Origin of the sequence: Novosphingopyxis baekryungensis DSM 16222 (assembly GCF_000420305.1) — a bacterium.
Classification (GTDB): Bacteria; Pseudomonadota; Alphaproteobacteria; order Sphingomonadales; family Sphingomonadaceae; genus Novosphingopyxis; species Novosphingopyxis baekryungensis.
This window is the reverse complement of sequence record NZ_ATUR01000002.1, coordinates 530,142-541,806: the sequence shown is the minus strand read 5'-3', so window position 1 is coordinate 541,806 and position 11,665 is coordinate 530,142. Positions and strand designations below refer to the sequence as shown.

Annotated in this window: 11 protein-coding genes and 1 pseudogene; 5 read left to right on the top strand and 7 right to left on the bottom strand. The window is 60.6% G+C overall.

The features are described 5' to 3' along the window. The first annotated feature begins 28 nt into the window (after positions 1 to 28). Positions 29 to 631, top strand: a complete 603-nt coding sequence (locus tag G410_RS0102675) for a DUF4396 domain-containing protein (protein WP_245559282.1) — start codon at positions 29 to 31, stop codon at positions 629 to 631. A gap of 177 nt (positions 632 to 808) precedes the next feature. Here the strand turns inward: G410_RS0102675 and G410_RS17105 are convergent, their stop codons facing one another. From G410_RS17105 to G410_RS0102635, 7 genes and pseudogenes are all read right to left on the bottom strand, one after another. Beyond that, a complete protein-coding gene (locus tag G410_RS17105) occupies positions 809 to 1,129 on the bottom strand; it encodes a tautomerase family protein (protein WP_211214985.1) in 321 nt (106 codons plus the stop codon). A gap of 24 nt (positions 1,130 to 1,153) precedes the next feature. Beyond that, positions 1,154 to 1,843: a DUF1275 family protein gene (locus tag G410_RS0102665; RefSeq protein WP_162604062.1), complete on the bottom strand. Its 690-nt coding sequence runs from the start codon at positions 1,841 to 1,843 to the stop codon at positions 1,154 to 1,156. A 14-nt stretch (positions 1,844 to 1,857) separates the two neighbouring features. Next, positions 1,858 to 2,238, bottom strand: a complete 381-nt coding sequence (locus G410_RS15315; protein ID WP_022672117.1) for a cytochrome o ubiquinol oxidase subunit IV — start codon at positions 2,236 to 2,238, stop codon at positions 1,858 to 1,860. Further along, positions 2,235 to 2,861, bottom strand: coding sequence for a cytochrome c oxidase subunit 3 (locus G410_RS0102655; RefSeq protein ID WP_022672116.1), 627 nt, complete (start codon positions 2,859 to 2,861; stop codon positions 2,235 to 2,237). The genes G410_RS15315 and G410_RS0102655 overlap by 4 nt, the downstream gene beginning before the upstream one ends. Continuing rightward, positions 2,858 to 4,963 (bottom strand): cbb3-type cytochrome c oxidase subunit I, encoded by a 2,106-nt coding sequence (locus G410_RS15310; RefSeq protein ID WP_022672115.1) that lies wholly within the window; start codon positions 4,961 to 4,963, stop codon positions 2,858 to 2,860. Before G410_RS15310 ends, G410_RS0102655 begins: the two co-directional genes overlap by 4 nt. Then, positions 4,960 to 5,883 carry a cytochrome c oxidase subunit II gene (locus G410_RS15305; protein ID WP_051137170.1) on the bottom strand — a complete coding sequence of 308 codons (924 nt, stop codon included), beginning with the start codon at positions 5,881 to 5,883 and terminating at the stop codon, positions 4,960 to 4,962. Before G410_RS15305 ends, G410_RS15310 begins: the two co-directional genes overlap by 4 nt. A 451-nt stretch (positions 5,884 to 6,334) precedes the next feature. After that, positions 6,335 to 6,773 (bottom strand): annotated as a pseudogene (locus tag G410_RS0102635) (hypothetical protein); the annotation flags it as partial. Between the two features lie 85 nt (positions 6,774 to 6,858). Here G410_RS0102635 and G410_RS0102630 point away from each other — a divergent pair. From G410_RS0102630 to G410_RS0102615, 4 genes are all read left to right on the top strand, one after another. Then, positions 6,859 to 7,440, top strand: a complete 582-nt coding sequence (locus G410_RS0102630; RefSeq protein ID WP_022672111.1) for an ANTAR domain-containing response regulator — start codon at positions 6,859 to 6,861, stop codon at positions 7,438 to 7,440. Further along, on the top strand, positions 7,437 to 8,645 hold the full coding sequence (locus G410_RS0102625) for a CmpA/NrtA family ABC transporter substrate-binding protein (RefSeq protein ID WP_022672110.1): 1,209 nt from the start codon (positions 7,437 to 7,439) through the stop codon (positions 8,643 to 8,645). The genes G410_RS0102630 and G410_RS0102625 overlap by 4 nt, the downstream gene beginning before the upstream one ends. 280 nt (positions 8,646 to 8,925) lie before the next feature. Then, a complete protein-coding gene (locus G410_RS0102620; RefSeq protein WP_028970979.1) occupies positions 8,926 to 10,143 on the top strand; it encodes a hypothetical protein in 1,218 nt (405 codons plus the stop codon). Between the two features lie 65 nt (positions 10,144 to 10,208). Further along, positions 10,209 to 11,645 carry a NarK family nitrate/nitrite MFS transporter gene (locus G410_RS0102615; protein WP_211214984.1) on the top strand — a complete coding sequence of 479 codons (1,437 nt, stop codon included), beginning with the start codon at positions 10,209 to 10,211 and terminating at the stop codon, positions 11,643 to 11,645. Positions 11,646 to 11,665 lie beyond the last annotated feature (20 nt).

The window sequence follows — 11,665 nt, the reverse complement described above, 5'->3', positions numbered from 1 at the left end:
GGCCTGCGCCCTTTATTTGGCGTGGCAGATGAAGCGGAACCCGCCGAAGATGGCGGTGATGCGCTTCGTCTGGCCGCTATGTGCGCTGTTCGCCGGCCCGCTGCTGATCTTGTTTTACAACCGCTACGCCGGACCGGATGCGGGCGAAGCGCCCTTCGCGGCCAAGGTGGCCAAGGGCACGCTGCATTGCGGCGCTGGGTGCTCGCTGGCCGACCTCCTTTGCGAAAACGCGGCGCATTATCTGCCCGGCGTCCTAGCGCTGTTCGGCCTGGGGACGATCTTCAGCACGGAGATCTTCGCGCAGTGGACGATGGATTACGTCTTTGCCCTGCTGATCGGCATCGTATTCCAGTATTTCGCCATCGCGCCCATGCGCGATCTGTCCGTCAGCGAGGGCATCAAGGCCGCGATTAAGGCGGACGTGCTGTCCCTCACCAGCTGGCAAGTCGGCATGTACGGTTTCATGGGCCTCGCGCATTTCGTGCTGTTTCCCGCTGTCTTCGGCGGGACCGTCGATGCGGGCAGTCCAGTCTTCTGGGCCGCCATGCAGATCGCGATGCTGGCCGGTTTCGCCACGGCCTATTTCCCGAACTGGTGGCTTATCCGGTCCGGGCTCAAAGAAGAGATGTAGGCTAGCGTCCTTGCCGGAAAGCGCTGGCGCACTTCTTCCAATCCGTCAGGGCAGCTTACCAGTGACATATTGCGCTTCGCCACCGGCGACGCTCCAATCTTGGTCGCGATTAGTGAATACGGATATGAACAGGTCCATCGGGTCCAGCCCGCATATCTCTCCCAGCCTGTCCGACAGCTACTCGAAGACCTTTATCTTCTCGACATGCGTGCGGGGATTGGTGGAGGACTGGATGGCAACCACGCCGACGCTGCGTTCGAAACTCATGCCGGTGTCGAGGAAGACCATCCGGCCCTTCTTTTGCTCGTGCACGATCTGGTAGCAGTCACGCTCCGGAACGCCGAGCACTTCGACAACGCAGTCCTGGTTGGTGCCGAGCATGAGCTTGAGCTCGTCGTCGGTCCGGCCTTCCAACCTGTCGATGCGAACGGCAGTAATGGTTATCGCGATAGATTGGCGCGTGGCTTTGAGCGGATCTGAACTTCTCGAACGATGCATGTCGACCCAAGTTCGGCGACACACTCAACCATGCATGTCGATCGCCTGGGGGTGGCCATCCTGCGCGTCCGCAGCCGGTTGCAGCCAGCTGAGACCATTGGCGAGAGCAAGCCCCGTTACCACCAGTGCCGGGGCGATGAGCGCACCGATCAAGCCGATATTCAGCACTACCACGGCGCCAAGCGCTGCACCCGCCAGGATCGCGCCCCAGATGCTTAGCGGCACGAGCGCCTGCCTCCACGCCCCGCGCCCGGAAATCGCATCGGCAATGTCGGACCCTATCGTCACCACGGCTCCGCTGAGGAAAGTGTGCACCGTGTAGCCGTTGCGCCCCTGCAAGGATCGGTTGATCATGCCCATGGTGAAGGCGAGAGCTACCAGAAGCATATCTTTGCTCCAGCCCGCACTTGCTCCTGCAGAAGCCGACCACATCCCCAACGCAACAGCCACAAGCGCAGCGGTTTCGCGGCGCTTGGACCCATCGTTCAGCAGACGGGCGACAATCGTGCCCAGGATGAACGCGAGCACGACGCCGCCGATTGCGGCGGCAAGCCCGAATTTGCCCGACACCGCATCGGTCACGATCTTCGTGGAATTACCGCTCATGAAGGACGGGAACGCCTGCACCGATCCGACGAGAGCGAGGAAACCGACCCCGTCGATCCAGCCGGCCACGAAGTTCAGGAGAAAAACGGCCTGCCTTCGGGTGATCAAAACCCCCGGCTTCATCAGGGATCGGGCATCGCATGTGCGGCCATGCCTGTTTCATCACTCTGATGCATCCGCCCGCCAAGATCGGACATGATGTACCAGGTGCCGCCCGCCATGATTGCCAACAGGCAGACGGAGAACAGGACCAGCAGCAAGTCTTCGCGCGATTGCTGGCCTGAAAAGCTGAGATGCAGGAAATTGCGCAGATGCGTGACGATCTGCAACAGTGCCGCCATGCACACGAGCACCACTTTCCAACTGGTGGGCAATGCCGACAGCACGGCGGCAAACGCACCGCCGGTTAGCAGCAGGCTGGCGAAGAAGCCGACCGCATAGCGCCTGATCTCTTCGCGGGCGCCGTCCTCGGCATCAAGCTCTCCCGTATTGGGCTTGGTCATAGGAGGGGCACCAGAAAGACGAAGGAGAATATGCCAACCCAGATCAGATCGAGAAAATGCCAGAACACGCCGAGCATCGACAAGCGAACCTTCACCACATCGTCCAGCCCGCGCCGGAGAATCTGTGCGGCCATGGCCCCTATCCAGATGATTCCGGATAGCACGTGGATGCCGTGCAGACCCACGAGCGCCCAATAGGAACTGAGCCAGCCGCTGGCCTGCGGCAGCCCGCCCTTGCCCGCCTGGTCGATGAAGTCCTTCACCTCGAAGAACAGGAAGCCCGTGCCCAGGGTGGCGCAGACCAGCAGCCAGCCGATTACCTTGGCGCGGCCTGTTTCATATTTCACCGCCAGCGATACGCCCGCATAGGCCGTGCCGCCGACCAAGAGGAACGCCGTCTGGATTGCCACGCTCTTCATATCGAACAGATCCTGCGGTCCCGGCCCGCCGGCCATGCCGATAGGATCGAGGTAGGAGGCATAGGATGCAAACAGGATGCCGAAGATGATGAGGTCGCTCATCAGGAACACCCAGAAGCCGAAGACCGTGCTTTCGGCCTGTTCGTGCGCTTCGCCATGGCCGCCGCCCAGATTGAGGCCGGGATAGAGGTTTGTCTCGCTCATCCGGCAAACTCCGAAATGTCGGGCACGCCGCGATTGCGCTCCGTCTCTTCCTCAGCCCGCGTGACGGGGGCGAGGTTGGCAACTTGCTGGCGGAAGCGCCTGTCGGCTTCCTCCACCTGCGCTGCCGGGATAATTCTGGGCTCTATCACCCGCATGCCGCGCAGCGCCAACAGCGCCGGAATTGCAAGGAAGCTGAGCACCGCCAGCCACCAGACATGCCATACCATCGCGAAGCCGAGGCCAAAACTGGCACCCGCGATCAGCAGTCCGTGCGCGGTGCTGGCCGGCATCTCGATGTCGCAATATTCTTCCGGCGCCTTCCACGGATCGCCGGCTCGCTTCATCTCGCCCCAGTCGCTCCGCGCCTGTACGTGCGGGATATGTGGAAAGGTCCACTCCGGCACCGGTGCGGGTGTGGACCATTCCAGCGTCGATCCATTCCACGGGTCTCCACCGGGCACCGCGAGCGCGCGGCGGTTGCGATAGCTGGTCCAGAATGTCCAGGCGAGGCTGGCAAGCGCGCACAACATCAGCGCCGCGCCGAGCACGGCAACATACATCCACGGCATGAAATCGGGGTTCTGAAAGGTGGGCGAACGGCGCGGCATGCCCATCAGGCCCAGCACGTAAAGGGGCATGAAAGTGAAGATGAACCCACCCACGAACAGGATTGCCGTGATCCGCCCCCACTTTTCGCTGAGGCGAAAGCCGAAGGCCTTGGGGAACCAGTAATGGATGCCCGCCAGCATGCCGTACAGCACGCCGGGAATGATCACATTGTGGAAATGCGCGACCAGGAAGGTCGAATTATGCACCTGATAGTCGATCGAGGGGTTGGCGAGGATGATGCCTGACAAACCGCCGATCACGAACAACAGGAAGAAGCCGGTCAGATAGACGATGGGCGCGGTAATCCGCACGCGGCCGCGCCACATGGTTGCCATCCAGTCGTAGATTTTCACGCCCGTGGGCACACCAATGATCATGGTCGCAATGCCGAAGGCGATGTTGACGCCGGCGCTTTGCCCCATCGTGAAAAAATGGTGCAGCCAGACGGTGAAGCTGATGACCGCAATGCTCATGCTGGCGATCACCAGCGAGGTGTAACCGTAGAGGCGCTTGCCCGAAAAGGTGGAGCTGATCTCGGAGAACACGCCGAAGGCCGGCAGGATGAGGATGTAGACTTCCGGGTGGCCGAACATCCAGAAGATGTTGGCATAATTCATCATGTTGCCGCCGGCATCATTGGTGAAGAAATGGAAATCCAGATATCGATCCAGCACCAGCATCGTGCTCGACACGGTCAGGGCGGGCATGGCGTAGATCAGCATGATGGCGACGCACAGGCCGGTCCAGCAGAATAGCGGCATGCGCATGAAATGCATCCCCGGCGCGCGTTCCTTGAAGATGGTGACGGCAAAGTTCATGCCTGTAAGCGTTGAGCCGACCCCTGAAATCAGGATGGCCCATAACCAGTAATCCACGCCCTCGCCGGGGCTGAAGTCGATCCCGGTATAGGGCGGATACATGGTCCAGCCCCCGGTGCCGAACTTTCCGATCAGCAGCGAAATCATCACCAGCGCAGCGCCCGCCGCGGTGAGGCCGAGGCTTACCTGATTAAGCACCGGAAACGCCATGTCGCGGGCGCCCAGTTGCTGCGGCAGCACAAAGTTGATGAGGCCGATGAGCAAGGGCATGGCCACGAAGAAAATCATGATCGTCCCGTGCGTGCTGAACAATTGCGCGAAATGATCGGGCGCGACCAGGCCGCTTTCCTCCTGCGTCAGCGTGCCCAGCGCGGTCGCCTGATGCGCGCGCATCACGAAGCCTTCTATAATTCCGCGCGCCATCATGATGAGCGCCAGCGCAATATACATGATGCCGATCTTTTTCGCGTCCGGCGAGGTCAGCCAGTTTCGGTAAAGCGGCCCCCACCAGCGCCTATAGGTCAGCAAGCCCACCCCGGCGATTGCGCCCAGCACCAGCATGCTGGCCGCACCAGCGCCCACGATCGTGCTGCTGTTCACCTCGCGCAGCAGATCGGTATATGGCGTGACGTTCCAGTCCAGATTGCCGAAGACCGGGCTGGTGTCCAAGCTCATTGTGCGGCCTCGTTCGTACCGCTTTCGGGCAGTCCCGTTCCGCCCCAGGGTTCACCAGCGGTACCTTTGGCGCGCTGATGATATTTGGCGACGATCCGATCGAAAACGCCATCCTGCCCCAGCGTCATCATGATCGGTATGGCGTTCCTTTCCATCCCCAGATCGCGGCGGGCGTCGGCCAGGACGGACTGTCGGCGCAGGATCGCATAAGTCGGCTCGTCCAGGGTCGCTCCGCTTGCTCCGCTTGCCGTCCAGGCGGCATAGTCGGCCGGTTCCAGCGCGCGCACGATGAATTTCTGCCGGCCAAAACCAGTACCGTTGAACTGTGTGTTCTCTCCTTCCGCATCGCCGATGCGAATTGCGGAGAAATTCAGCTTCGTCGTCATACCCGGCATGGCGTAGATCTGACCGGTGAGCGAAGAGATCAGCAGGCTCTGCATCACGGTGTCCGTCGTCAGCGTAAGTTCCACCGGTCGCCCGACGGGAACGGCCAGTTCATTCACCGTGGCGATGCCTTCTTCAGGGTAGATGAAGATCCATTTCCAATCGAGCCCGATGGCCTGCACCTGCAGTGGATCGGGACCCAGAGGCTCATAGGGATCAAGTTTATCTGTCGAATACCATAGCCAGCTGGCCAGCACGGCGACCACCAGAACCGGCACGCCCCAAAGCGCCCATTCGAGCTTTTTCGAAAATTCCCATTCCGGCGCGTAGTCGCCCTTCGGTTTCGCATAGCGATAGCGCCACAGGATAAAAGGTACGCCCACAAGCACTGGCAGGATCACCACCATCGTGATCGCGATCACCCGCAGCAGGTGCGATAACTGCTCGCCGGCCACCGGCCCCATCGGCTGGAGAAAGCTTTGCTGCAGCGCTGACGAAGCATGCGCCGCGTCTGCAGCCATCAGTACAAGCCCCATGCCGGCAAGGATTCCCAACTTTCTCAAGTCCTCGATCCCAACTTAGCGAGGAACGTGAGTTTGATTGGCGTCATCTGCTCTCGCACTACCGCGCCTTCGATAGACAAGCGACGGCACGAGAGGCCTGGCGACAAGCGGTGCGTCTCGCATTCTGCATCACTTTCGTTCTCAAAGTCCCGGCAAAGGCCGCATCAGCTCGCAAACCAGATTAGCAAGAGGGTGCCTCACCGCAAGACCTTGTTCCGAAGCAGGTCCACGACCTCGCGCGCCCGTCCGTCCAGCATGGCCCTCATCCCAAACAACGCGGCGGCCGCAACTTGCGAGGCTGCGATCTTGAACGGCATGACCGGTTCCATCAGCTTGGCTCTGCGGGAAGTCGAAACCGCTTGATGAATTGCCTCGAAGGGTGGCGACGCGACCTCTCGCAGGAGCCGTTCTACATCGGCTAATCCGGCGCAATGTAATGCCACTCCACTCCCGCCTCTCCGCACCATGCCAGGCACTTCTTCGTCACGTCATCCACCACATTAAGCACGCGGAAGCGGCGCCCTGATGCTATCTCGTCGCGCAAAATGCTCTCCGGAGCTTGTCAAAGCGCCCAGGCTCCAGCGTTGGCTCGATATAGCCAGGACCGGCGCTGGCGCCTTGGTCCAGACGGCACGCTTGTGGATGCGTCGCCGCCTGACCGCCAGTCCTTCCTTCTGATAAATGCGCTGGGTCTTCTTGCGGTTGATCAGAACGCCCTCCCGGCGACGCCGGTTGGCCAGCTTGCGCAACTTCTCGCGAAGCTCGGCGGCATTGTCCTGCATGGCCCTTCCGCTTTGCATCGTCCGGCAAAAATACAGGACATCCCTTCGGTCGGTCATCGTCCAGGCCGTCCGCTCCGCGAGAACGCGCCTGGAGCCGATTGCGGCAGCGGGTCTATTTTCGGCAAACCCTCTTGCACGGAGGCATGTTGCGCTGCACAATCAGTCTATGAAGATCGTCGTTATCGATGAGAGCCGGGCACGCGCCACGATCATCGAAGACGGGCTGCGGGCGTTCGGCGACGCTGAGATTTTCATCCTTTCGGAACGGTCCGCCCTGATCGCGCGCATTGCCGAAATCGAACCCGACATCGTGCTCATCGATCTTGGAAACCCGGCCCGCGATGTTCTGGAGGAGTATTTCGCAGTCAGCCGGGCCTTGGCGCGCCCTATCGCGATGTTCGTCGACGAGAGTGACGACGAGGCGATCGCTGCCTCTATCGACGCCGGTGTTTCCGCCTATGTGGTGGCCGGCCTGTCCGCGCCGCGTATTCGCCCTCTGCTCGATCTTGCGGTTCGGCGTTTCCAGGCGTTCGCCAGGCTGGAACAGGAACTGGCCGAGGCCCGCGGACAGCTTCATGAGCGCGAAACAATCGACCGGGCGAAACGTATCTTGATGAACGAACGACGATGGTCCGAACCGGAAGCCTATGCGGAATTGCGCCGCAAGGCGATGGATTCCAACCGGCGCATCGCGGCCATTGCCGAAGCGGTCGTGACGGCGCATGAACTGATGAACGGAATGCGATGAGCGAACGACTGACAATCGGATTCCTGCCGCTGGTGGATGCGTGCCTCCCCATTCTGGCGCGAGAGCTCGGCTTCGCTGAGGCGGAGGGGCTCGACTTGCGGCTGACCCGCGATGTGACCTGGGCGACCGTTCTCGACCGCCTGCTTTACGGCCATACCGATGCGGCGCATCTCCTCGCCCCGCTGGCGATTGCGACCAGCCTTGGCCGGGGGCGCCCTGCACAGCCCCTTTCCGCACCCTTCGTACTGGGTTTGAACGGCAATGCCATTACCTTGCGAACGGACCTTGCCGATGCCGTCTGGCCACAGGCCATCCTGGCCGATCCCGTAGCGGTTGGAGCAGCGCTGGCAGAGGAAGCGCGAGCGCGCGCAGCGGCCGGTCGACGGCTGCGTTTCGGGGTGGTCCACCGCCATTCCTCGCATAATTACATGCTCCGATACTGGCTTGCAGGATGTGGCATTCGGCCGGACGAGGATATCGAAATCGTGACGGTGGCGCCGCCATTCAGCGCCGACGCGCTGGCATCGGGGGAAATCGACGGTACCTGCGTGGGCGAACCTTGGAATTCGGTGGCGGTCGATCGCGGAGTGGGGCGGATCGTCTTGGCCACCGCCCAGATTTGGCGCCGCGGTGTCGACAAGGTTCTGGCTTTCAAGCAAAGCCATCTTGCCGATCGCCAGGGCGCGAGTGAGCGGCTTGTCCGTGCCATGCGGCAAGCCGGCAAGTGGTTCGTCGATCCGGACAACCGGCAGGAAGCCGCCGCCATTCTGGCGCGCCCGGACTATCTCGACGGGTCCGCCGACATCATAGGTCGGGCCATCGCGGATCAGATGGTCCTGGCCTTGGGCACCGAACCGTTGTTCTATCCCGACTTCATGTTCCAGTATAATGAGGCTGCGAACTTCCCATGGATCAGCCAGGCGATGTGGCTCTATTCGCAACTCGTGCGCTGGGAAGGCTTGTCATACCACCCGGCCGATGCGGCGCGAGCCGCAGCCGTATTCCGGCCTGACATCTATCGCCGTGCGCTGGCGGGAACAGGCGACCTCCTGCCCGGTGCCAGTTCCAAGGTTGAAGGCAGCCTTCGCGGCCCGCTTGCTGTGGGCGCGCAGCAAGGTGAGATCACTTTGACGGCCGACAGCTTTTTCGATGGGCGGATTTTCGACCCGGACAGGTTGCAGGCGTATATCGCGGCTCAAACGTAAATGCGCATGTTTCATTGCGGCATTTCGCAAATTTTCTAACCGTCTGTTGCATCGCAACACAGAATTGCGTAACAATCTGATTGCACCGGGGTGAACCCAAGGATGGGTTGATTCTCAACCCCGGCGCAAAACCCTGACAATGCGTGGCAATGATGCCGCCCGACAGATCCAGTTTGGATCACTCGTCGTGGCGGTTTTTTTGCGTGCGTTTCTGGCGGCGAAGCCGGGGCGGGGAAAGAGGGAGAGACTTGCCGAACTGAGACAATCGGGAGAAAAGTCGGTGAAACGAATAACCTTGGGCCTGACCAGCGCGCTGACTGCGTTGGGGGCCCCCGCGATGGCACAAACCGGTCCGCTCGGCCCGATCGAAGTAGCCGATGGCGTCACGCTCGATCCGATATTGGACGCGCGCATACGCCTCGAAACGGTCGATCAGGGCGAAACACTGTCAAACGCAGAAGCGCTCACGGCGCGCCTTCGGGCCGGTTTCGAAGCGAAGGCCGACATTGTGTCCTTTCTTGCGGAGGCCGAAGGCACGCTTGCGTTGATCGATGATTATAATGACACGATCCCGTCCAATGGGATCGAACCCTTCCCGGTGGTTCCGGACCCCGAGACACTGGAACTCAATCGCCTGCAGCTTTCCGTCATGCGCGAAGGAACAGGGGCTGTGATCGGGCGTCAGCGCATCATCCATGGCAATTCCCGTTTCGTCGGCAATGTCGGATGGAGGCAGAACGAGCAGACCTTCGATGCCGTCCGCGGCCTGGCGAAAGTAGGGCCAGTCTCCCTGGACGCAACTTATGCGATCAACCAACGCACCATTTTCGGTAGCGAAAGCCCGAACGAACATCTGGACGGTGACTTCGTCTTCCTCATCGCGGATGCGGATATTGCCGGCGTGGATGCGGGACTGTTCACCTATCTCATCGACTATGATGCGCGTGACGCCTTTTCCAGCCAGACTTACGGACTGCAGGCGGCCGTGAAAGTGCCTCTGCCCGGCTTACCGATTCTTGCCGAGGCCAGTTTCGCCACCCAATCGGATTATGGATCGAATCCGGTCAAATACACCGCCGGATTTATCGGTCTTCGGCTGAGCGCCAATGTGGCGGGGTTCGGCGTGACGACCGGTTATGAAGAGCTGGGTAGCGACAACGGTATCGCCGCCTTTCAGACTCCCATGGCAACCTTACACGCCTTTCAGGGCTGGGCCGACATTTTCCTCGTCACGCCGGCCGGTGGAGTGCGCGATTACAATGCGACCGCATCCTATAATTTCGGCGAGGCGCTGCCGGTGGAGGGGCTGAAAGCCGCTGTCACCTATCATCGGTTCGACAGCGATTTTGGCGGCGTGAACTATGGCACCGAATGGGATGCCTCGCTGGGCTTCAAGGTGGCGGCGGTCGCTGTCCTGGCGAAATACGCGAATTACTCAGCGGACGCCTTTGCGGTCGATACCGAAAAATTCTGGCTCCAGGCCGAAGTCTCATTCTGAAATTGGAGGGCAATTCCATGTCGACATCGTTCAACCTGTTTTCATTTTCAGGAAAAATGCGGACATTGCATTTTACGTGGTTCGCGTTTTTCCTGACCTTTCTCGTCTGGTTCAATCTGGCGCCAATGCTGCAGGCGATCCAGGAAAGCCTGGATTTGACGAAGGACCAGGTAACGACATTGCTGATCCTCAATGTCGCCCTCACCATTCCGGCGCGCATCGTCATCGGGATGCTGACCGATCTTTACGGACCGCGGCGGGTCTATTCCGCGCTGCTTGTCAGTTCGGCGATACCATGTTTCGCCTTTGCGATGGCGGACAGTTTCACGCAGCTCGCGCTCGCGCGCTTCGCCTTGGGCTTTATCGGCGCGGGCTTCGTCATCGGCATCCGAATGGTTTCGGAGTGGTTTCCCGCCAATGAACTGGGGACCGCAGAAGGCGTCTATGGCGGCTGGGGGAATTTCGGTTCCGCAGCCGCAGCCTTTACACTGCCCACCATCGCCCTGTGGTTCGGCGGCGACGATGGCTGGCGCTGGGCAATCGGGCTGACCGGGGCCATGGCGCTGATCTACGGTTTTATCTATTATGCCAGCGTGCGCGACGTGCCCGAGGGCTCCAAATATTTCAAACCGCGCAATTCGACGGCCATGGAAGTGACGTCGACGGGTGACCTCTGGTTGCTGCTGGTCATGAAGGTGCCGCTCTATCTTGCACTGGGTGCGCTTGCCTGGCGCCTGAAAAACGTCGACATCTTCAGCGAAGGGACCACGCTGTCGGTCTATCTTGGGCTGGCATTGCTCTATGCCTATGATGCGTTTCTGGCTATCCGCGCCAATCGCAGCCTTTTCACGACGCCGGTACCCGAGTTTCAGCAATATAAGTTCAAACAGGTGGCAATCCTCAATATCCTGTATTTCGCGACCTTCGGATCGGAACTTGCCGTGGTTTCCATGTTGCCCTTGTTCTTTGCCGAAACCTTTGGCCTTTCGGCCGTTCTGGCTGGGATGGTCGCATCGGCCTATGCGTTCATGAACCTGATGTCGCGGCCTGGCGGAGGCCTGCTGTCCGATCGGTTCGGCAGAAAGACCGTGCTTTTGATCCTGACCGGCGGACTGGCGGTCGGCTATGCGCTGATGGGCATCATCGATTCCACCTGGCCGGTATGGCTGGCGGTGGTTGCCGCGATGGCCTGCTCCTTCTTCGTGCAGGCTGGCGAAGGCGCGGTGTTCGCCGTCGTGCCGCTTATCAAACGCTCGCTCACCGGCCAGATCGCCGGCATGACGGGGGCCTATGGCAATGTCGGCGCGGTCATCTATCTCATCATATTCTCGGTGGTGGATGCATCCACTTTCTTCTTCGTGATCGCCGGCACCGCGATAGTGGGTTTTATCGCCCTGCTGCTGCTGGAAGAACCGACGGGCGAGATTGCCGAGATTGACGAGGATGGAACCGTGACGATGATCCAGGTCGGACGCGGGCCGAGCGAGCAACAGATTGCCTGAACCCATCTCATGCAACGAAC

Coding starts and splice junctions, on each gene's coding strand:
- G410_RS0102675 (WP_245559282.1), top strand. CDS start 29: ATGAAGCGGAACCCGCCGAAGATGGCGGTGATGCGCTTCGTCTGGCCG.
- G410_RS15305 (WP_051137170.1), bottom strand. CDS start 5,883: ATGGGGCTTGTACTGATGGCTGCAGACGCGGCGCATGCTTCGTCAGCG.
- G410_RS0102630 (WP_022672111.1), top strand. CDS start 6,859: ATGAAGATCGTCGTTATCGATGAGAGCCGGGCACGCGCCACGATCATC.
- G410_RS15310 (WP_022672115.1), bottom strand. CDS start 4,963: ATGAGCTTGGACACCAGCCCGGTCTTCGGCAATCTGGACTGGAACGTC.
- G410_RS15315 (WP_022672117.1), bottom strand. CDS start 2,238: ATGACCAAGCCCAATACGGGAGAGCTTGATGCCGAGGACGGCGCCCGC.
- G410_RS0102625 (WP_022672110.1), top strand. CDS start 7,437: ATGAGCGAACGACTGACAATCGGATTCCTGCCGCTGGTGGATGCGTGC.
- G410_RS0102655 (WP_022672116.1), bottom strand. CDS start 2,861: ATGAGCGAGACAAACCTCTATCCCGGCCTCAATCTGGGCGGCGGCCAT.
- G410_RS17105 (WP_211214985.1), bottom strand. CDS start 1,129: ATGCATCGTTCGAGAAGTTCAGATCCGCTCAAAGCCACGCGCCAATCT.